General features: G+C 38.2%; 18 protein-coding genes. 12 read left to right on the forward strand and 6 right to left on the reverse strand.

Features of this window, described 5'->3' with window-relative positions:
• The first annotated feature begins 35 nt into the window (after window positions 1–35).
• Complete coding sequence (gene sigI, locus FAR12_RS09135) at window positions 36–788, forward strand: RNA polymerase sigma factor SigI (RefSeq protein ID WP_246010358.1); 753 nt, start codon at window positions 36–38, stop codon at window positions 786–788.
• The gene (locus FAR12_RS09140) at window positions 785–1,894 is read left to right on the forward strand and encodes an anti-sigma factor domain-containing protein (RefSeq protein ID WP_126408390.1); all 1,110 of its coding nucleotides are present in this window, start codon (window positions 785–787) and stop codon (window positions 1,892–1,894) included. The genes sigI and FAR12_RS09140 overlap by 4 nt, the downstream gene beginning before the upstream one ends.
• Window positions 1,895–1,940: 46 nt before the next feature.
• On the opposite strand, the gene FAR12_RS09145 is transcribed toward FAR12_RS09140, so the two are convergent.
• The 4 genes from FAR12_RS09145 to FAR12_RS09160 all read right to left on the reverse strand — a co-directional run bounded on the left by FAR12_RS09145 (window position 1,941) and on the right by FAR12_RS09160 (window position 6,281).
• The gene (locus tag FAR12_RS09145; RefSeq protein WP_126408391.1) at window positions 1,941–2,144 is read right to left on the reverse strand and encodes an alpha/beta-type small acid-soluble spore protein; all 204 of its coding nucleotides are present in this window, start codon (window positions 2,142–2,144) and stop codon (window positions 1,941–1,943) included.
• A gap of 172 nt (window positions 2,145–2,316) precedes the next feature.
• Window positions 2,317–3,642 carry a (Fe-S)-binding protein gene (locus FAR12_RS09150; protein ID WP_126408392.1) on the reverse strand — a complete coding sequence of 442 codons (1,326 nt, stop codon included), beginning with the start codon at window positions 3,640–3,642 and terminating at the stop codon, window positions 2,317–2,319.
• Entirely contained in the window at window positions 3,639–5,051 is a 1,413-nt protein-coding gene (gene glcD, locus FAR12_RS09155) for a glycolate oxidase subunit GlcD (protein ID WP_126408393.1), read from the reverse strand. Before glcD ends, FAR12_RS09150 begins: the two co-directional genes overlap by 4 nt.
• A gap of 129 nt (window positions 5,052–5,180) precedes the next feature.
• Window positions 5,181–6,281, reverse strand: coding sequence for a CdaR family transcriptional regulator (locus FAR12_RS09160; RefSeq protein WP_126408394.1), 1,101 nt, complete (start codon window positions 6,279–6,281; stop codon window positions 5,181–5,183).
• Between the two features lie 126 nt (window positions 6,282–6,407).
• Between FAR12_RS09160 and FAR12_RS09165 the strand changes: the two genes are divergently transcribed.
• From FAR12_RS09165 to FAR12_RS23395, 3 genes are all read left to right on the forward strand, one after another.
• Window positions 6,408–7,763 (forward strand): TrkH family potassium uptake protein, encoded by a 1,356-nt coding sequence (locus FAR12_RS09165; RefSeq protein ID WP_126408395.1) that lies wholly within the window; start codon window positions 6,408–6,410, stop codon window positions 7,761–7,763.
• An 88-nt stretch (window positions 7,764–7,851) separates the two neighbouring features.
• The gene (locus FAR12_RS23390; protein WP_170972153.1) at window positions 7,852–8,013 is read left to right on the forward strand and encodes a hypothetical protein; all 162 of its coding nucleotides are present in this window, start codon (window positions 7,852–7,854) and stop codon (window positions 8,011–8,013) included.
• The gene (locus FAR12_RS23395; protein ID WP_170972154.1) at window positions 8,013–8,162 is read left to right on the forward strand and encodes a hypothetical protein; all 150 of its coding nucleotides are present in this window, start codon (window positions 8,013–8,015) and stop codon (window positions 8,160–8,162) included. Before FAR12_RS23390 ends, FAR12_RS23395 begins: the two co-directional genes overlap by 1 nt.
• A gap of 31 nt (window positions 8,163–8,193) precedes the next feature.
• Here FAR12_RS23395 and FAR12_RS09170 read toward each other — a convergent pair whose 3' ends face one another.
• Both FAR12_RS09170 and FAR12_RS09175 read right to left on the reverse strand, forming a co-directional pair.
• On the reverse strand, window positions 8,194–9,939 hold the full coding sequence (locus FAR12_RS09170) for a B12-binding domain-containing radical SAM protein (protein WP_126408396.1): 1,746 nt from the start codon (window positions 9,937–9,939) through the stop codon (window positions 8,194–8,196).
• Between the two features lie 533 nt (window positions 9,940–10,472).
• Window positions 10,473–12,164, reverse strand: coding sequence for an L-lactate permease (locus tag FAR12_RS09175; protein ID WP_126408397.1), 1,692 nt, complete (start codon window positions 12,162–12,164; stop codon window positions 10,473–10,475).
• Between the two features lie 395 nt (window positions 12,165–12,559).
• On the opposite strand from FAR12_RS09175, the gene FAR12_RS09180 reads away from it, so the two are divergent.
• From FAR12_RS09180 to FAR12_RS09210, 7 genes are all read left to right on the forward strand, one after another.
• On the forward strand, window positions 12,560–13,285 hold the full coding sequence (locus tag FAR12_RS09180; protein ID WP_126408398.1) for a FadR/GntR family transcriptional regulator: 726 nt from the start codon (window positions 12,560–12,562) through the stop codon (window positions 13,283–13,285).
• Between the two features lie 251 nt (window positions 13,286–13,536).
• Window positions 13,537–14,253, forward strand: coding sequence for a (Fe-S)-binding protein (locus FAR12_RS09185; RefSeq protein WP_126408399.1), 717 nt, complete (start codon window positions 13,537–13,539; stop codon window positions 14,251–14,253).
• A 256-nt stretch (window positions 14,254–14,509) separates the two neighbouring features.
• On the forward strand, window positions 14,510–15,937 hold the full coding sequence (locus FAR12_RS09190; RefSeq protein WP_126408400.1) for a LutB/LldF family L-lactate oxidation iron-sulfur protein: 1,428 nt from the start codon (window positions 14,510–14,512) through the stop codon (window positions 15,935–15,937).
• Complete coding sequence (locus tag FAR12_RS09195; protein WP_126408401.1) at window positions 15,937–16,653, forward strand: LutC/YkgG family protein; 717 nt, start codon at window positions 15,937–15,939, stop codon at window positions 16,651–16,653. The genes FAR12_RS09190 and FAR12_RS09195 overlap by 1 nt, the downstream gene beginning before the upstream one ends.
• 347 nt (window positions 16,654–17,000) lie before the next feature.
• Complete coding sequence (locus FAR12_RS09200) at window positions 17,001–18,014, forward strand: 2-oxoacid:acceptor oxidoreductase family protein (RefSeq protein WP_126408402.1); 1,014 nt, start codon at window positions 17,001–17,003, stop codon at window positions 18,012–18,014.
• Entirely contained in the window at window positions 18,014–20,308 is a 2,295-nt protein-coding gene (locus tag FAR12_RS09205; RefSeq protein ID WP_126408403.1) for a thiamine pyrophosphate-dependent enzyme, read from the forward strand. The genes FAR12_RS09200 and FAR12_RS09205 overlap by 1 nt, the downstream gene beginning before the upstream one ends.
• A gap of 440 nt (window positions 20,309–20,748) precedes the next feature.
• The gene (locus FAR12_RS09210) at window positions 20,749–22,218 is read left to right on the forward strand and encodes a PAS domain-containing sensor histidine kinase (protein ID WP_126408535.1); all 1,470 of its coding nucleotides are present in this window, start codon (window positions 20,749–20,751) and stop codon (window positions 22,216–22,218) included.
• The last annotated feature ends 29 nt before the right edge of the window (window positions 22,219–22,247 follow it).

The following is a 22,247-nucleotide window of genomic DNA, read 5'->3' on the forward strand; positions in this document are numbered from 1 at the left end:
ACATAGCGTAATATATAATATGTGATCCGAGAGGGGTGAGACTGTTGTTTGGTTTATTGTTTATGGCAAGGAAAAAGAAAAGATCACTTGAGGAAACTGTGCACTTGGTACAGCAGGGTGATCATACTTTACAAAACGAACTAATTGAAACTTATAAACCATTTATTGCAAAATCAGTTTCTTCCGTTTGTAAGAGATACATTACCGAAGCCGATGACGAATTCAGCATTGGTCTAATTGCATTTAACGAAGCGATACAAAAATATAACTCGACTAAAGGAAGCTCGCTATTAAGCTTTGCCGACGTGTTAATAAAACGACGAGTTATTGATTACATTAGAAGTCAATCAAAGCATAAAAACGTAAGTCTCCATATACATGACGATTCAGAAGAGGAAAGTCCGCAGGTTTCGATTGAAACGCAGGCTTCAATGGATGAATATCAAAAGAATTCAGAAGCTGAACATCGAAAAAATGAAATCATTCATTTTTCTCAACTCTTAAAAGAATATGAGCTTTCATTTGACGAATTAGTAAAAAATTCGCCAAAGCATGCAGATGCTAGACTAAATGCGATGCAAGTAGCACTTGCATTAGTGGAGCAAGAACCCCTTCAACAGTTCTTAATGGAGAAAAAAAAGCTACCAATTAAGCAGCTAGAAGAAACCGTTAAGGTAAGTAGAAAGACGATTGAAAGAAATCGTAAGTATATCATGGCCATCTCGTTAATTCTGATGGGGGACTATGTTTATTTAAGAGATTATATTAAAGGGGTGTTGGAAACGTGAGAAAAGGCATTATTATGGATATGAATGAACGTTTTTTAACATTATTAACCCCTGATGGTGAGTTTCTGAAAATTAATCGGCAAAAATACGATTATGAAATTGGCCAAGAGATACCTATTCCCATTCAAGAGAAACCGAAAGCGACGTATTTTTCTTTTTTTAATTCATTAAAAGGAAAATCATTAGCGGCGGTGGCTATTGCCAGTATCCTAGCACTTATTACCTTTATTCCATTTAATCAAAATGAAGTCTATGCTTATATGAGCATAGACGTAAATCCAAGTATCGAACTTGGGGTCAATGAAGATTTAAAGGTTATTGAGCTCATTCCTTATAACGAAAGTGGGAAAAAGCTCATTGAAGAATTAGAAAACTGGAAGAAAAAAGATCTTAAATCATTGACAGAAGAGATAATGGCAAGCCTGAAGGGAAATGGTTATCTTAATACTGAAAAAGAAATCGTCATTGGGACAGTTCATACAGGTGAAGCGAAGGAAAAAGTAGAAAGCAAACTTGATGAAGCGATTAAAGAAATAGAAGAAAATATTTCAGATGAAAATGCAAAAGTGACTTCTTATGAAGCAACCGAGAAAGAGCGAGAGCTAGCACTACAAAAGGGATTGACAGCGGGTAAGCTAATTTCTGAGCAGAATAGCACTCAATCAGAAAAAGCGGGTAAATCGGATAAACAAACGCAACCAAAAGAAACTCCAAAAGCTCAGAATCCTATTGTGAATAATGAACAGAATGGAGTTACAAATAAGGTTCCTGCTAATGAAGCGAAGAAAAATGAGAATCCTGTACACAACAAGAAGATAGAAAAGCCTGAATGGGATGAAGAAAAGTTTAAGAATGAGGTTAAAAATAAACTTCAGGAAAAGCATGGTGAAGTAGAAAAAATTATCGAAGAAAAGGCAAATGAGCTGCAAAAGGAATTGGAGAAAAGTGGTAAGCTCAAGGAAATTGAGCGCAAATTGGATGAAGAAATTGAGAAGAGAAAGAACAACTTCAATCAAAACAATAATAATCATCAAAATAACTACTTCAATAACTTCAATCATTTTGAGCGATTCGATAACCGCAAAGATTATGACCATAATCGTTAAATGAGTCCGGCAGAGTATGCCGGACTTTTTCCATATTATAAAATTGTTATTGTTGGGTATTGTGACCAGAAAGTCCCGCTTGAGCTTGCTTCACAAGTCTTTTTGTAATTTCTCCACCAACTGATCCGTTGCCTCTTGAGGCAGTGTCAGAACCAAGTTGTACTCCAAATTCCTGAGCGATTTCATATTTTACCTGGTCCATATATTGTTCAATACCAGGAACTAATAGCTTATTGCTGCTTCGCGCCATTTTTCTCAACTCCTAATGAATAGTCTTAAAAATAAGAGATAAAATATCCCTGTAAAAATAGTATTTGAATAAACGAAAGTTCCATGAGTGGAAAAGACTTGAAACGGACTATAAAGAAAAAAGAACTATGAACTTTTCCCGAAGAAAAAGAGCATAGTTCTTTTCATAAGAGCTATTCTTGGACTGCTTCCATTAATAAATCCACAATGTGGACAGCTCGCATTTTTTCACTGAGGCCTTCACGTTCGATCCCGAGCTTCATTTGAAGTAGGCAGCCAGGATTTGCTGTTACGACGGTAGAAGCATGAGTTGCTTTTGTTTGTTCCATTTTGTAATCGAGAATTTGCATGGACATTTCGGATTCGACGATATTGTAAATACCGGCCGAGCCACAGCAACGATCAGCATCTTTCATTTCTGTATAGTCAATTCTTTCAATGGCTTGAAGTAATGCTCGAGGAGCAGCGGACGTTTTCATGACATTCCGTAAATGACAAGAATCTTGGTACGTAACGATTTGATAAGGTAATTCCAATTTAACCTTTTTATGAAAGTCAACTTCATATAAGATTTGCGTAATGTCTTTAATTTTATCTTTAAAATCTTTTGCTCTGTCTTTCCATTCCGGATCATCCTTCAATAAGTGGTCATAATCAACTAGGAAAGCACCGCAGCCACCAGCATTCGTAATAATGTAATCGACATTTAAATCCTCGAATGCCTTAATATTTTTCTTAGCTAACGCCTTCGAACCATCTTTTTCTCCACTATGGCCGTGAAGGGCGCCACAACAGTTTTGGTTTTGTGGAATGACAATTTCGCAACCAGCCAATTGCAATAGCTTCATAGTAGCATTATTGGTTTCAAGAAACATCGTATCCATAAGACATCCTGTGAAAAAGGCAACACGGTTTGTTTTAGGAGCCACCGCAGGTAAAAATTCTGGGCGATTTTTCATTTCTTTCATCGTCGGAACCTTTGGTAAAACTCTTTCCATTGTTGCTAAGCTTTCTGGGAACAGCTTCATGACACCGGTTGATCGTGCAACCTTTTGTAGTCCAGAGCGCTGATAAAATCCTAATAATCCAGTCATGGTTCTCATCCGGTTTTGATGAGGGAATAATCCTTCAAAAACGGCTTTTCTAACTGTACGAACTGGAAGAGAATGCTTCTTATTTTGATTGATGATGTCACGTGCTTCTTCCAATAAGTGTCCATAGTTAACTCCAGAGGGGCAAACGGGTTCACATGCTCGACATCCGAGACATTGATTCAACGATTGTTCAAAATCCTCATCCGGTTCAATTAGGCCGTCAACGACAGCTTTCATTAGGGCAATGCGACCTCTCGGTGAATGGGATTCCTTGTAACCAGAGGTGATATAGGTTGGGCAGCTAGGTAAGCAAAAGCCACAGCGCATACAGTTTAATAGCTCATCTTGATCCATTCTATCTTGGAAAACATTCTGTATTGTTTGTTGTTCCTGTACTGTTGTCATTGTCCTACCACCACTCGTTTTCTGCTATCTTTCGCAAATACTTTGCCAGGATTCATGATGTTATTCGGATCAAGTCCGTTCTTAATTGCCATCATCGCTGCAATACCAGCTTTGCCAAGCTTTAACTCAAGATATGGAGCTTTCACAACTCCAACTCCATGTTCCCCAGTAATCGTTCCACCTAATTCAATCGCCTTAATAAAGATCTCTTCGAAGGCTTGCTCGACACGCTCCATTTCTTCTTTGTTTCTTGCATCAGTTGGTACGGTAGGATGAAGATTTCCATCCCCAGAATGGCCAAATGTACAGATTGGTAAGTTATATTTTTCGGCAATTTCATTAATTGCTTTAACCATTTTCGCGATTTCAGAACGAGGAACAGTGGCGTCCTCTAAAATCGTTGTTGGTTTAATTCTTGCAATCGCAGATAAGGCCGTTCTTCTTGCTGTCGTAAGAGCTTCCGCTTCCTCAACGGTCTTAGCCATTTGCACAGATACAGCTTGCTCTGATCTACAAATATCAGCTATTTTGGCCATATCCTTTTCCACTTGCTCTGGTGAACCATCTTGTTCGATTAAAAGGACTGCCTTTGCTTCAGTAGGTAAGCCGATTTTCACATAATCTTCTACTGCTGCAATCGTTGGCTGGTCTAAAAACTCTAGGGTTGCAGGAATGATTTTATTGGCGATAATTTTCGAAACTGTTCTTGCAGCAGCCTCAAGGTCTTCATAAAGTGCTAAAATCGTTTTCTTTGTTTCTGGGATAGGAACGAGCTTTAAAATCGCTTCTGTAATAATTCCAAGTGTTCCTTCAGCACCTACGTACAATCTTGTTAAATCGTATCCGGCTACGTCTTTCGCAAGTTTGCCACCAGTTCGGATAATATCGCCATTGGCCATAACGATTTCTAAGCCCATGACGTAATCTCTTGTAACTCCGTATTTTAATCCGCGTAAACCGCCAGAGTTCTCGCTAATATTTCCACCGATCGTAGATGATTTCATGGAGCCTGGATCCGGTGGATAGAAAAGTCCATTTGCTTCTGCTTTCTTGATAACATCAAGAGTGATAACACCTGGTTGTACCGTCATCGTTAGGTTGTCTAAATCCAATTCAAGAATTTGATTCATATGTTTAAATAAAAAGACGATGCCGCCTTCTGTCGGACAAGTTCCACCGCATAGATTCGTTCCGGTACCTCTTGGAACGATAGGGATTTTATTTTCATTACAAATCTTTACTAATTCAGAGACTTCTTCTGTATTGCGTGGACTTACAACTGCATCAGGTAGTGCCTGTAAATCTGGAGTTGCGTCATATGAATAACAAAGTCTACCTACTTTACTATCATCAAAATTTTCCGGACCGATGATGGCGATCATCCTTTTCTTTATCTCTTCAGTAATCATAAATGCCATTCCCCCAATTAAATATCTTCCGTCTAAAGCGCTTACACTTAAACAGTTTGTTATATTAAGTATAAAAAAAAGCGGGGTAGCCCGCTATGTATGATGATACAAAATATCGATGATAAAATATTATATTTTTAGATGTTTGTCTAAAAACTGTAGAGATAGGTAAAGGAGAAATAAATCATCGATATTTCTAGGATTCAAATGGGTTATTTCAGTAATTTTTTTCAGTCGATAATGTAGGGTGTTTATGTGAACATGCAATGATTCAGATGTTCTTTTCAAAGAAAAATGATTTTCAATTAATTGCTTTAGTGTCACAATCAGTTCCTCATCTTCTAAGAGTGGAGCGATTGTTCTTTTGATAAAATCATCTTTTGTTTGCTGAGAGATATCGTCTAAAATCATTTCTAATGCTAAATCTTCATCAAATATAAGGTCGCGGGTTGTTTTCTTCGCATGGAGCGCCCGTTCTGCTTGGTGGAAAGATTGGTTGATGTCTTTTGAAGGAACACTCAATCCAACCCCCATACTGACTTCCATTTTCAAGCGATCTAATAAAAACTGATGAAATCGCTTTGCTTTATCATGATAATTTTGGTCCGAATTAAGTAGATAAATGATGCGATTATTTCCCCATCTCGAAATCACATCATTATCTGTTCGTTCTGGCCATGAGAGAATGGACAGCCATAAATCACGATGAAGAATTGCGGACTCTTGGGCTACTTCAGCAATCATAACTTGTCGATACACATCTAGATCAATGTGTAGAAGCTTGGCTCTTTCTAAAAAATTCTCATTCCATTCCTTTAATTGAATCCAGTCGAGAAGAAAGGCCTCCATGGAGCGCGACTGCCAGTCAAACTGCTCAGTCACGTAGCTTTCGCTAATGAGAAGCTCAGTCATTTTTCGAATGATTTCTCCAAAGGGAGAGACAGCCTCTGGGTTTCCTGTTATCCCAATCACTCCAACTACATCTCGTTGAAAAAAGATAGGAAGATTGATTCCAGCCTTAACCCCCTTTAAAATCTCTTGATCTGCTTCTGAAATAATAAGTTTTTCTTTTCTTTGAGAAGATATTAAGGCTCCTTCATGAAAAGTGTTCACTCTTAGGGGATCCGTACTTGCGATAATTTGCCCTTTTGTATCGACGACGATAATATCTTCATCTAATAATTTCCGTACTTCAGTGATAATTTTCTCAGCAAGTTCTTGAATTAGCATGAACTATTCCTCCTAATAACCCTATTATAGAAAATCATGGCGGTTAAGTCATAGGATTATCGATTGTAAAATAAGCGGAAATTCTTTATGATAGGAAAATAGGAATAAAGAAGTGTGGAGAAGCTAATGTGGAAAAAGTTTAAAGTATTTCTTAAAAAGTTAACGCCAGCTCAAGTAATCGTCGGGTATTATGCAATTGCAACGACTATTTCAGTCCTGTTGCTTAGAATCCCGGCAGTACATAAACCTGGAGTAGAGGTATCATTCATTGATTCGGTCTTTACTGCCATCAGTGCAGTGAGTGTGACCGGATTATCAGTTGTAAACATTTCTGAAACGTATAGTGTGTTTGGTATTTTTATGCTTATGGCTATTTTACAATTTGGTGGAATTGGTGTCATGACCTTAGGGACATTTTTCTGGCTATTGCTAGGTAGAAAAATCGGCTTAAAAGAACGTCAATTAATCATGATTGACCAGAATCAAACGAATCTGGCAGGTCTAGTACTGTTGATCAAAGATATTCTAAAAATTATTCTCTTGATTGAGTTAATCGGAACAGTAATTTTAGGTGTTTATTTTCTTAACTATTATCCAAATTGGCAGGAAGCATTTTTCCATGGATTGTTTGCTTCTGTCAGTGCAACCACGAATGGTGGTTTCGATATTACGGGAAATTCATTACAGCCATATGCAAAAGATTATTTTGTTCAGTTGATTAATATCATTTTGATTACACTAGGAGCAATAGGATTTCCGGTTCTTATCGAGGTCAAACAATTTTTAATGGCAAAGGATCATCAACGTGCCTTTCGTTTTTCATTATTCACAAAACTGACATCCGTTACGTTTCTAGCGCTATTAGTATTTGGTACGGTAATTATTCTCCTACTAGAATCTGGACATGCATTAAAAAATGCCAATTGGCATGAATCGTTTTTCTATGCGTTCTTTCAGTCTGCTTCTACAAGGAGCGGAGGGCTGTACACAATGGATGTAAGCTCCTTTACTCAAGCTACACTAATTTTAATGAGCGGATTAATGTTTATTGGTGCATCACCAAGCTCTGTTGGTGGTGGGATTCGAACCACGACCTTTGCCTTAAATATCTTGTATTTGTATCATTTTGCAAAAGGGAATCGGCATATTAAAATTTTTCGTCGAGAACTTCACGAAGATGATTTACGCAAGTCATTAGCAGTCACAATGCTTGCTTTTGCCCTTTGTGCGACTTCTCTCGTTGTATTATCCATAACCGAGGACCATTCCTTACTAGCACTCATGTTCGAAGTTTGCTCTGCGTTTGGAACGACGGGATTATCGATGGGGATTACAGCAGATCTCTCATCAGTTGGAAAATGTGTGATCATGATTCTAATGTTCATCGGTCGTATTGGAATGACCTCTTTCTTGTTTATGATCGGTGGGAAAGAAGAGAAAGCGAATTATCATTATCCAGTAGAGCGAGTGATTATAGGATAACAAAAAAGTCCAAGGGATTGTTCCTTGGATTTTTTTTATCGTTTCCGGAAATAATAAGTTCGTAACATCCTAACAGGAGGAATTTACAATGGCGAAAAGAAAGGCAAAGTTTGATGCTGTTGAAAAGCACTCGAAAACACCAAAGCGTAATATTGAGGAAACAGAATTCTCAAGTGAATTTGCAAACGGTGAGAATGATATGAAAGGTTTCAATCGTAATTCAAAAAAAGGCAGAAAGGGAAAATCATAATGCCAAAAAAGAATGAAAAAGATAATGCTAGCAGAGTTGAATTTGGAACTGAGTTTTTGGAAATTAATCACGCTAAAAATGTGGAAATCCCATTTGCTAGTCGACAAAAGAAGGATGTAGGGAGTAAGAAGACGAGAAAAAATAATTAATATTAAAACACGGTCCTAGGACCGTGTTTCTTTACGCGTTTTTAGTGCTGAAAAAGTTTGCTTTCTCTTTTATGGGATCAAAATAGACGAGCATAGTTGAATCTTGTGCTATAACTTTACCTGTCTGCAAGTATTCCTGCAAATCGAAAGGAATATTCTCTACAAGGGTATGCTTATATAGCTCTCGTTCGTGCAAATTTAATGCCTCATAATCTTCGCCCATTATAGATGGAGCTTGCAAGATTCTTTGGTAAATGACAGATCGTTCCTGTTTGTCTAGTGATTGTTCCCACCATGGTTTTCTTGGCTTGTATTTGGCTTTTGATAAATAATCAAGCTTCATTAAGCCGTCAATGATTTCAAGGTTTTTTAAATTCTTCGAATGTAAAAATTGATAAAGTCTTTTAAATAAATCCTCTAATTGATGACCAATTCTACTCCAACCACGATGTTCCCAGAATGCTCCAAACTCCTGGAAGAAATCAAATGGAGAAGGGAATACCTCTGTTACTAAATATTCGATTGTATGATCCATCCGATGATCATTCCAATACTTCTCTAACACATCCTCAACCTGCTTAATCTTAATGATATCCTGGAAGCTCAATACGTTGTTGCCAAGAATTTCATAAGGAGAATGGTCCATATAAATATATTGATGTTCATCGGCACGAATTCTTAGACCAGTTCCACGTAGCATTTTTAAGAATCCAAGCTGAAGCTCTTCCGGTCTTAAGGCAAAAACATCATTAAAGGTTTTGCGGAAAGAGGAGTAATCTTCTTCAGGGAGTCCGGCAATTAAGTCTAAATGCTGGTCGATTTTTCCGCCATCCTTAACCATTGTCACGGTACGTGTTAGCTTCTCGAAATTTTGCCTTCTCTTAACTAATTCATTTGTGTCATCGTTCGTTGATTGCACACCAATTTCAAAACGGAATAGTCCTGCAGGAGCCTCGTTATTTAGAAACTCGATTACTTCAGGTCGCATAATATCCGCTGTAATTTCAAATTGAAAAACAGTACCTGGTACATGTTCATCGATTAAAAAGCGGAACATTTCTAACGCGTAGCTGCGACTAATATTAAAGGTCCTGTCGACAAATTTAATTGTTTTGGCACCATTCTTCATTAAATAACGGATATCGTCTTTGATTTTTTCTCTGTCAAAATAACGAACTCCGACTTCAATAGAAGAAAGGCAGAACTGACAATTAAATGGGCATCCTCGGCTTGTTTCAACATAGATAACTCGTTTCGAAAGATGAGGAATATCCTCTTCAAAACGAAATGGAGAAGGGAGTTCACGTAGGTCAATTTTGTTACCCTGTGGAGTGAACTGGATTTTTCCATCTTTACGATAGGCGATTCCTTTAACCTGCGTAAAATCATGCTCGCCTTGAAGTTGAGTAAGAAGCTGTTTAAAAGTTTCTTCGCCTTCACCCATGACAATAAAATCAAACTCAGGAACTCGTTCCATCCATTCGTATACATCATAGGAAACTTCAGGGCCACCAATCACGATTTGAATGGAAGCATCGATTTTTTTAATCATCTTCACAACTTTGATCGTTTCTTCAATATTCCATATATAACAACTAAACCCAATAATAGTAGGTTGTCTCTGGATAAGGTCCGTAACAATGTTCATTGTTGGATCCTTGATGGTGAATTCGACTATTTCTACATCAAATTCAGGCTGAGCATATGCTTTGAGGTAGCGAATTGCTATATTCGTGTGAATGTACTTAGCGTTTAAAGTAGTACAAATGGTCTTCATGTTCTCGAAAAACTCCTTCATCAAAAATGATGCTTAAATAACCTTACTATTATAACGTATTGAAAGCGATTTGGACAGAAGGTGAGGGGGATGGCTAAGACAAAAGAGGTTTCACTGACAAAAAGTTGCTGAAGCCGGGTTAGTTTGTCAGACAAAAAGGTTTGATTGACAAAATTGAGCTGAAGCGGGGTTAGTTTGTCAGACAAAAGAGATTTCATTGACAAAATGAAGCTGAAGCGGGGTTAGTTTGTCAGACAAAAGAGGTTTCACTGACAAAATGAAGCTGAAGCGGGGTTAGTTTGTCAGACAAAAGAGACTTCACTGACAAAAAGCTGCTGAATCAGTGTAAATTTGTCAGACAAAAGAGATTTCACTGACAAAATGAAGCTGAAGCGGAGCAAATCTGTCAGACAAAAGAGGTTTCATTGACAAAATGAAGCTAAATCCAATTCAACCTGTCAATCACGGAGGACCCAATGAACAAATTAAAAGGGCTCTCACAAAAGGGAAGCCTTTTGAGAGAGCCCAATCTATTAAGGAATCATCCAAGTTAAAACGGTACCTTGTAGTAACGTGATTACACATAGGATTAATAACAAGAAAACACTGTATTTAAGAGTAAAGCGCAATAGTTCGGATTCTTTTCCAGCTAATCCAACAGCTGCACAGGCAACTGCAATGGATTGAGGAGAAATCATTTTACCTGTAACGCCACCAGATGAGTTAGCAGCAAGGGCTAACACTGGATCCATTCCAACGGATGTTGCAGTTACTTGTTGTAGTTTTGCGAACAATACGTTTGCGGATGTATCGGAACCGGTGATAAATACGCCAAGCCATCCAAGCACAGGTGAGAAGAATGGGAAAAGCGCTCCCGTTTTCGCTAACACCATACCTAGAGTTGTCGTCATTCCAGCGACGTTGGCAACATATGCATAGGCAACTACCGCACAAATTGTGATAAGTGGGAATTTAATTTCTTTAATCGTATCGATAAAAGTAGTAGCCCAAGTACTCCAAGACACTTTGAAAATAAATTTAGTTACAATTGCTGCTAAAAGTATAGCAGTACCTGCTGCACCTAATAATTCAAGCTTGTATACAGCTGCAATCGGTGCTCCAGTGGAACCATCAAGAACTTTGTTATGCAAGAAAGGAACTTCCGGCATAAATGTTAAAGCATGTCCAATAGAATTTACTGCTTTTAAAATCGCATTGGCACCTTCATAGTGTCCAGTTAAAGCTTGCTTAATTACAGGTGTACCCCAAAGTGAAATGAAACCAGTCAAGATAATGAATGGAGACCAAGCCTTGAAAATTTGGCCACCTGTAAATGTTTCGTGCTTAGTTGTAAGTTTGACTGCTGCAGTTGCAGCAATTTCCTGTTCAGCAGGGAAACGATAAATGTTTTTCGGTTTCCAGAACTTCATGAATATAGCTAAAGCAAATAGAGAAACTAATGCAGATAGAATATCTGGTAATTCAGGTCCTAAGTAGTTAGAAGTTAAGAATTGTGTTACGGCAAAAGAAACGCCTGATACTAAAATAGCTGGCATAACTTCAAAAGCCTTTTTAAATCCAGCCATAATGACAATTAAGAAGAACGGAATGAATACTGATAAGAACGGAAGTTGGCGACCAACCATTTTCGAAATTTCCGTAGCTGCAATTCCTGTTGGTCCTTCCATTGCCGTAATTGGAACTCCGATGGCACCGAAGGCAACTGGTGCTGTATTGGCAATTAAACAAAGTCCAGCAGCATACAATGGATTAAATCCAAGTCCTACTAATAAGGCTGCAGAAATAGCAACTGGTGCTCCGAATCCTGCTGCTCCTTCAAGAAAAGCTCCGAATGAGAAAGCAACAAGTAATGCTTGAATACGTCTATCTTCCGTAATCGTTAAAACGGAATGACGAATGATATTAAACTGTCCAGTTTTAACAGTTAAGTTGTAAAGAAATACGGATGCAATAATGATCCAACCAATCGGTAATAATCCGTATACAGCCCCTTGAGTACCTGACATGAATGCGGTACCAATTGGAACCTTAAAAGCCACAACAGCAAGGACAAGGGCAACAAGTAATGTCGTTAAGCCTGCTATATACCCTTTCATTTTTTTAATAGCTAAAGCCCAGAAAAAATACAATATTGGAATTAGAGCGACAATTGCAGTGAGAGCTAAGCTGTCTCCCACAGCTGTAAAGTTTTGCGTGAATGTCATGATTTTTCCCCCGTTTGCTAAATATTTGTGTATGGCTAAATGTTTCGAAAAACACTTGAGCCAATTCCCCCCTTGGAACAAAACTCCTAAAGAAATCGTTTTCATTGTTTCGTGCTGTAAGATGATATGGTCATCTGATGACTTGATGTTTCAAATTATATTTTGTTAATTAAGATATTTCAACCACTTTTGTGAAAAAATTGTTTTTTTTCTAAAAATGAGAGCGCCATATAGTTTTGTCACTTTGTCTTAAAAAATAGTTTTTTTGTAATAAAAATTCTAGTCTTTCTTAGAATGAAAAGAAAATTTATAAAACAAAATAATAGACAGAGCGATTTGAAGGTTTTAATGTATAATATTGCTATGGGCAAAGGGATTAAATGGGGTGAAATTACTTGCAATATAAACAGATAAAACCAAAAAAGATTTATGAAGAAGTTGCGGAAACGCTTCACGAGATGATTCGTACCGGACAACTGAAGCCAGGTGATAGATTAGATTCAGTGCAACACTTAGCGGAGAATTTTCAAGTGGGACGCTCCGCAATACGGGAAGCACTTTCTGCCTTGAAGGCAATTGGTCTCGTGGAAATGAAACAAGGGGAAGGAACCTTTATCAAAGGGTTCGAAGCCAAACAAATCACATTTCCGCTGTCGACTGCCATTCTGATGAATAAAAAAGATATAGAAAATCTTCTAGAAGTAAGGAAAATCATTGAAACAGGGACATCAGCCTCGGCCGCCAGAAACCGAACTGAAGAGGATTTAGAAGTGATGAAGAGTGTCTTAGAAGAAATGAAGACTGTTCATGGTGATGGTGAGTTAGGAGAGAAGGCCGATTTTAAATTCCATCTAGCTTTATCAGCTGCGGCACATAATCCACTTTTATCGAGTCTCATGGACCATGTTTCTGAGCTTATGATTGAAACACAGAGAGAGACTAGACGCTTATGGTTGTTTTCTAAGCAAACAACAAGTGAAAAATTATATGAACAGCATGTTGCAATATACAAAGCTATTGAAGTAGGGGATGAGGAGCAAGCGAGAAGAGCTATGCTTTCTCATCTTGAAAATGTAGAAGAAATACTAAGAAAATATTTCGAGGAAAACGTGCAGAAATAAATGTATTGAGAAGAGGACTTTCCGGAAAAGGTGTGTTTGACCTATTGGAAGGGTCCTTTTTTTATGTTGAAAAACGGTACTTGGATATAAATCCCATGCGAATATTTTTTATGAAAACTCTTTCAAAAGTAGGAATGTTTGTAGTAGTATAAAAATAGTTAATAAAGTTCTTCCATATTTTAGTCATCAGATGACCAGGTGACCTATCGAGTAGAAGAATTAAAATATTGTTTGCATAAGGAGCGGGGAAAATGAAAGTAACCCTTTTTGCTACTTGTTTAGTAGATATGTTTCAAGGTGATGTAGGGAAGGCTACAGTGGAACTTTTAGAACGACTTGGTTGTGAGATTGATTTTCCGGAATCACAAATCTGTTGTGGTCAGCCAGCATATAATAGCGGCTACGTAGAAGAAACAAAACCAGCGATGAAGAAAATGATCGAGGCGTTTGAACATGCAGAATATGTGGTATCGCCATCTGGTTCATGTGCATATTTCTTTAAGGAGTATCCACATATTTTTAAAGGAGATCCAATTTGGGAGCCAAAGGCACAAGCTCTTGCCGATAAAACTTATGAATTAACTCAATTTATCGTTGAAGTATTAGGGGTAACGGATGTTGGTGCTTCTTTAGAAGGAAAAGCGACGTATCATACATCTTGCCATATGACGAGATTACTAGGTGTGAAGGAAGCTCCTATGAAACTATTAGGAAATGTTAAAGGCTTAGAATTCACCGAGCTTCCTGAAAAGGATAAATGCTGTGGATTCGGAGGAACATTCTCTGTAAAAATGGCTCATATTTCTGAACAAATGGTTGATGAGAAGGTTCAGCATGTAGAAGAAACAGAAGCGGATATCCTCATCGGAGCAGACGCTGGCTGCCTAATGAATATTGGCGGAAGAATTGGTCGAAAAGGGAAACCTATTAAGGTTATGCATATTGCAGAGGTTCTGAACAGTCGATGAAAAATAAAGGCTCTTTTCGCAAATATCGTTGCTTTTAGATAAGAATTGATTAAATGACTAGCGTTATTGCCTCTTAAAAACAATAAGAGGTAGCGAAAAGTGCCGTGCAAAAATCATTTGTAGCACTAAACCTCGTAGTAGGTGTAAATGTCGGCTTTAAATTTTTTTTGAAGAAAAAAATTAGGACATTTACGAAAAAAACAAATCAATAAGAAAAAAGTGAATATAAAACTATCGACAAAAGGGGGAATAGCAGATGGCAATGAAAACAAGCAATGAAAAGTTCAATGATCGTGTTGAAAAAAATCTTAATGATGCCTTTATGCGTGGAGCTGTTTCCAGTGCACAGGAACGTTTTCAAACGCGACGTTTAAACGCTGCAGAAGAGCTAGGAAACTGGGAAGAATGGCGCTCACATGGTGAGGAAATACGTCAGCATGTGCTAGATAATATCGATTACTACTTATATCAATTAAGCGAGAACGTTTCTAAACGAGGCGGACACGTTTTTTTCGCGAATACACCAGAAGAAGCAACGGAGTATATTCAGACTGTTATTGAAAAAAAGAACGCGAAAAAAGTTGTTAAATCAAAATCAATGGTCACAGAAGAAATTAACTTAAATACTTGCTTAGAGAATATTGGCTGTGAAGTTATTGAGACAGATCTTGGAGAATACATTCTTCAGGTAGATGACCATGAGCCACCTTCTCATATTGTAGTACCAGCTTTGCATAAAAACAGACAACAAATTCGAGATGTATTTCATAAGAAGCATGGCTACCAACACTCTGATGAACCTGAAGAATTAGCTTTACATGCCCGTGAAAAATTACGTCAAGAATACTTATCTGCAGACGTAGGAATTACCGGCTGTAACTTTGCTATTGCAGAAACAGGTTCGGTTACGCTAGTCACAAATGAAGGAAATGCTGACCTAGTTTCAGCTCTACCGAAAACTCAGATTACCGTTATGGGAATGGAGCGCCTCGTACCAACCTTCGAAGAGATGGAGGTACTCGTAAGCTTATTAACAAGAAGTGCTGTTGGCCAAAAGCTGACAAGTTATATCACTACACTAACCGGAACAAAGGATGAAGGGGACGTAGATGGACCAGAAGAATTCCATCTAGTCATTGTTGATAATGGTCGTTCTGACATCCTTGGTGGAGAATTTCAGTCAATTCTACAGTGTATCCGATGTGCAGCATGTGTGAACGTATGTCCAGTCTATCGCCATGTCGGAGGTCATTCATATGGCTCCATCTATTCTGGACCGGTAGGAGCTGTTCTTTCTCCTTTATTAGGAGGATACGATGATTATAAGGAGCTTCCATACGCTTCAACATTATGTGGTGCATGTACAGAAGCATGTCCAGTTAAAATTCCGTTGCATGATCTACTTCATAAGCATCGTCAAGTGATTGTTGAGAAAGAAGGACGTGCACCGATTTCTGAGAAGTTATTGATGAAAGCATTTGGTATTGGTGCTTCCTCACCTGCCCTTTATAAAATTGGTTCAAAAATGGCACCAGCTGCAATGAATCCATTTTCTGATGGGGAAAAAATCACGAAAGGACCTGGTCCATTAAAAGCATGGACTGAAGTTCGTGATTTCCCAGCACCAAATAAAGAACGTTTCCGGGATTGGTTCAAGAATCGTTCAAAGGGAGAGGAACAGTAATGATTGGAACTATACAAAATCGTGAAGCCTTTTTAAATAAACTATCAGGACGATTGGGAAGAGAACGTAGAACTGAGGTTGAAAGACCAGAGTGGAAATTCAACCCCCAAGATGAGGTTCTTAAAGGTGCAACTCAGGACGAGTTGGTAGATGTTTTAAGAGAACAGTGTAAGAACATTCATACAAACTTCGTGCTGACAACTTCAGCGGAGCTTTCAGCTTCTATTAACGAAGTTATAGATAACTATGGTGGCGGACCGATTGTTTCTTGGAAGGATGAGCGCTTTGAACAATTTGGTTTAACCAATCTGATGAAGCAGGAATGGCCAGAAAAAGGCATTGAATTACACGAATGGGATCATACAATAGGACAAGAAAACATTGAGAAAGCTAATTATGCCAATGTAGGAATCACGATAAGTGATATTACATTAGCAGAATCAGGTACTGCCGTGCTATTCAGTGGAAAGGACAAAGGCAGAACAGTTTCCTTCTTGCCTGCGACTTCGATTATTCTCGTTCCGAAAAGCAGTATTGTTCCAAGGATGACGCAGGCTGCCCAAATCATTCGAGAGAAGGTTGCAAATGGGGAACAAGTTGCTTCTTGTGTAAACTTTATTACTGGTCCGAGTAACTCAGCAGATATCGAAATGATTTTAGTTGTTGGTGTTCACGGTCCTATTAAAGCAACCTATATCGTTATAGGAGATATGTAAATGATAGAAATATAGTAAGGAGATGTCTCAATAGGGGCATCTTCCTTTTTGTTTATTCTATATAAATCAAGACTTAAAAAAACCCTAATTGAAAAAAGAGCAATTTTTTAAAGGAGTATATATTATAGAAGGAAAATAATCTGTTATAAAACATAATAATGGCTGTTATATAACTATAAATCCCTACGTGACAACCTTTTTATAAACTGTTTCAAAATTTATCCCTTTTTGTTTAACAAATGTCACAGATTGTATATAAAAGTTCCCCTACAATATTAAGTGGGGATTAGTATAGAACTCAATTTTGCAAGCTCTATACACTATTCGTACAAATAGGGAGGGAGATTATGTCTATTTTACCGAAAAAGAATGATTTAGGTTTTTTTGAGATTCGTCTTGAATCAATCGGTGGATTAGGGGCAAATTTAGCAGGAAAAATGTTAGCGGAAGCAGGAGTTCTTGGATTGGGTTTGAATGGCTCGAACTTTTCATCCTACGGATCAGAAAAAAAGGGTTCGCCTGTAAAAAGCTTCATCCGTTTTTGTGATGCAGAAGTTGAAATTCGTGACCATAGTCCAATTGAACAACCTCATGTTATCGGGATTTTTCATGAGGCCCTATACAAAACAGTTGATGTTGTAAGCGGACTCATTCCAGATGGGATTGTATTAGTTAATTCCACTAGGGAGTTTGAGGATGTTAAAAATGACTTGCACTTATCATACGGTACACTGGCTATCGTTGATGCACTAGGAATCGCCGTGGAAGAACGTACTAAGGTTAATACAGCGATGCTAGGTGCGCTATTCCGCATTTGCGATTTTCTTGATCCAGATTCAATGAGAAGTGTGATTAGAAAAACTTTTGAAAAAAAATATCCGCATTTAGTAGAACCAAATATTCGCACTTTTGATAGAGGATATAATGAAGTTCATTTTAAGACGCTTGAAGCCCCTTCAGATGCTATTGGGAAGAGCTTTAGTCGTCCACAGCCCCTATTAGGCTATGAAACTCAAGCACTAGGTGGGGTAATCACAGCTCAAGCCAATAGTATTTTAAAAGATTTAAGTGGTTCTCGCCAAGGTTATTTACCTGGATTAAATCTCGAGGATTGTATTCATTGTGCTTCATGTGACACCGTATGCCCTGATTTTTGTTTCGTCTGGGAAGAGGGCGAAGATAAGCGCGGAAGAAAGCAAATATTTCTAAAAGGAATCGATTATCAATACTGTAAGGGCTGTTTGAAATGTGTGGAAGCTTGTCCAACAACAGCCTTGAATGAATTGCGTGAAACCATTGCGTATTCAGAAACCCATCAAGTGAAGCAAAACTTTCCGTTCATTGCAGGAGGTGTTTCATAATGGCATTAGTAGAAAAACAATTAACAGCTGGAATGGCTGCTGAACAAGTGATGACCTTTGAATCTGGGAACGAGATGGCCGCAATGGCGGCGGCTCAAATCAACTATCATATTATGGGCTATTTTCCAATTACTCCGTCCACCGAGGTTGCTCAGTATTTGGATCAAATGAAGGCTCGTGGTGAACATGATATTAAATTAATTGCGGCAGATGGAGAGCATGGCTCTGCCGGAATTTGCTATGGAGCTACTGCGACTGGAGCACGTGTATTTAATGCGACGAGTGCCAATGGCTTCATGTACATGCTCGAACAGCTACCGGTTCAATCTGGAACTCGTTTCCCGATGGTAATGAATCTTGTCACACGTTCGATCAGTGGACCGCTTGATATTAGAGGTGACCACTCTGACCTTTATTTTGCACTCAATACTGGCTGGGTGATTTTAACAGCAAGGACTCCTCAGGCTGTCTATGACATGAATATCATGGCGTTAAAAATAGCCGAACATTCAAAAGTACGCTTGCCGGTCATTGTGGCTTATGACGGATTCTTCACTTCTCATCAAAAACGTAAGGTTAACTATTTCAAGGATCGAAAAATTGTTCAGGATTTCGTAGGAGAATGTCCACTTGATTATCAATTTGCCCGTGATCCGAAAAATCCGGTAACGATTGGTGCTCATATGAATGGGGACGACTTAACAAATAATCACTATCAACAATCTGAAGCAATGTATGCTGCAGGTAAGGTGTTTGAAAAGGTTGCAGCAGCATATGCAGAGCTGTCTGGCCGTGACTATCCAGTATTAGATCTATACAAAATGGAAGACGCAGATGTTGCTTTATTCTTACTCAACTCAGCGGCTGAATCAGCGAAGGATGTCGTAGATAAACTACGAGCTCAGGGGATTAAAGCAGGTGTTATTAGTCCAAATATCATTCGTCCTTTCCCAGCTGAAGCAATTCGGAAGGCGTTAAAGAACGTTAAGGCTCTTTTAGTAGGAGAGAGAGCTGATTCTTACGGAGCAAACGGTCCAAACCTTACCCATGAGGTGAAGTCGGCTCTACAAGAAGACAAGGATAATCAAACGATTGTGTTGAGTAGAGTATTTGGTCTTGGCGGTAAGGATTTCTATGCCGATGATGCTGAAAACTTTTTCAAAATGGCGATGGATGCGCAAGAAAAGGGTTATGCAGAGAAGCCTTTTGATTATTATGGGCATGTACCAGGTCATCCTGAAAATGTGATGAAGCCAGTTATTTCTCCTCAGCATGGAGATGTATATCGCTCAGGATTGATTCAAGTCACACATGATGAAGAAACAAATAAATTGAAGGTGAAAATCCCACCATTACGGGCATTGACTTCAAAACCAAAGCGTATTGCCTCGGGTCATGGAGCATGCCCAGGTTGCGGAATCTTCGGAGGTTTAGAGTTATTTTTCAAAGGGATCGAAGGCGATGTCGTTGTATTATTCCAGACAGGATGTGCCTATGTAACAACTACTTCCTATCCACATACATCCCATAAGCAAACGATGATTCACAATCTTTTCCAAAATGGGGCAGCCACATTATCAGGGACGCTCGAAGCATTTTTTGAACAGAAGCGTAGAGGGGAAATTGAGGTCGCAGACGATGCAACCTTTGTGATGATTACCGGGGATGGCGGAATGGATATCGGGATGGGTTCTGCAATTGGAACAGCTCTTCGTAATCATAAGTTGATTATTCTTGAGTATGACAATGAAGGCTATATGAACACAGGTTCTCAAATGTCTTACTCAACTCCGATAGGGAATATGACAAGTACAACCAATGTTGGGAAGTCACAGCAAGGAAAAGCGTTCCATCATAAGGATACACCGCAAATTATGGCTGCAACCAATATTCCTTATGTTTTTACAGGGACGGAAGCATTTCCGCAGGACTTAGTGAAAAAAGCGGCTAAAGCCCAATGGTATGCCCAAAATGTTGGTACGGTATATGGGAAGATTCTCATTACATGTCCATTGAACTGGAAATCAGAGGACCGTTATGGAAACACGATTATGGAGGCTGCTGTTAATAGCAATTTCTTCCCGTTATATGAAGTGGAACAAGGGCAAACCGCGATAACTTACGACCCTGAAGGAAAGAAAAAGAAGATCCCACTAGCAGACTGGCTAAAATATATGGGAAAAACAAAACATTTACTAAAAGAAGAAAATAAGCAAATTCTTTCGGATTTTGAACAGGAAATCGAAAGAAGATGGCAGCGACTAAAAGCGCAGCATGAGAATCCGTTATTATAATTAGGCTCTTTTCGCAAAAAATGTTGCTTGTGGATAAAAAAAGATTAAATGAAATGCAAAATTTCCAGGTTAAAAACAGTAAAAGGTAGCGAAAAGTGCTGTGCAAAAATAATTTTTAGCACTAAACCACTTAGGAGGTGTAAATGTCGGCTTTAGGACATTTACGAAAAAAATAATGGTTAATATGAAAACAACATATAATTAGTAGTACAAGTTATCCACTTGATTCTAGAACTATTTTCCTATTTTGAAAGACCGTTTCATTGAGACGGTCTTTTTGTCATGAAAAAACCATTTTTTCTCATTTTTATTGCAGGTGTTTTTTTCTTTTTTGTAGAATAAGAAATTGATTTGAAATTTCCAAGTGTCTATTCATATGTTAATCCTATATAAATAAAGTCCAAGACAAAGCGATAAAAGGTGGGAATACGGTGAAGGAAATGCAAATAAAAAGTGCTGAGAACGAAATAGCTGCCATGAAAAAAGACGAATTACTAGTACATCAAGAAGCACAAAAAAATGAAGAATTCTATCGAGATTTATTTATTGAAGCGCTAGATGGAATTGTCTTTTGGACAGTAGAGGATGGGATTATTGAAGCGAATGAATCGGCCTGCAAAATTTTTGAAAGTAGCGAATCTGAGCTAAAACATAAAAAAATAGAAGACTTTGTATTTAGTCACCCTACCAATTATAATCGAATATTACAGGAACTATATCAAAAAGGTTCAGTGCGTGATGAACTTGTTTTTTTGATGCCGAATGGACAGAAGAAAATACTAGAGTTCACCACCAAACTTCACTCTGCCAACGGTCATCGCATGACGATTTTTCGTAATGTTACGGAACGATATGAGATGGAACAGGAGTTAAGGGAAAGTGAGCGTAAGTTTCGAAGTATTTTCGAAGGAGCGGTCGAAGGTTTAATTCTTTGGAATGATGAATTTGAAATTATTGATGTGAACCCTTCCGGTGTGAAATTATTTCATGCAAATAAAGAAGAGATTATTGGCCAATCCCTCTTGTCGCTATTGGCGCGGCGTAACGTCAAGGCAGATGATATGTCAAAGCATGTCGATCTTTTTAAATCGAAGGAGCATTCAAGCGGAGTAATCACGTTTGTACGGGAAACCGGTGAAAGGTTGCATGTCGAGTACTCGACAAAGAAAAATGTCTTTTCGAATCTAAATATATCCTCATTTAAAGATATTACGGAAAAACTGCAAATAGAAGAACATCTACGAAAATCAGACACTTTAAGTGTCATTGGGCAGCTTGCTGCCGGCATTGCTCATGAGATTCGTAATCCGATGACGGCACTTAAAGGCTTTATTCAATTACTAGAAGATACAATCAAGGAGGATCATTCGATGTATTTCGATGTAATCAAAAACGAATTGAATCGAATTGATTCTATCATTAACGAATTTCTAGTATTAGCCAAACCGCAAGCGATGAAATACTTAGAAAAAGACATTGCTCAATTGATGAAAGAAACGATTGAATTGCTAAAGCCGCAAGCGGTTTTACATAATATTCAATTTCAACTTGAGCTTGAAAATGACATCCCGTTTATTTATTGTGAACCTAATCAGTTAAAAAAGGTATTTATCAATATTATAAAAAATGCTATAGAAGTAATGAGTAGTGGAGGTTTTATACGGATTGCAATTAGAAAAGATAATGGCGATCAAGTATTAGTATCGATTCAAGATGAAGGAGAAGGTATTGAGCCTGAGAGATTAAGAAGATTGGGTGAACCGTTTTTTACGACAAAAGAAAAAGGAACTGGATTGGGGCTAATGGTTTCCTATAAAATCATTAATGAGCATCAAGGGCATATAGAAGTGGAAAGTGAGAAAGGGAAGGGGACTGTTTTTCATATCAAACTTCCCATTAAGCGAGTTTAAACGAAGAAAGGTCGAATACATTTGAAGAA

Origin of the sequence: Bacillus yapensis (assembly GCF_005280205.1) — a bacterium.
Lineage (GTDB): Bacteria > Bacillota > Bacilli > Bacillales > Cytobacillaceae > Robertmurraya > Robertmurraya yapensis.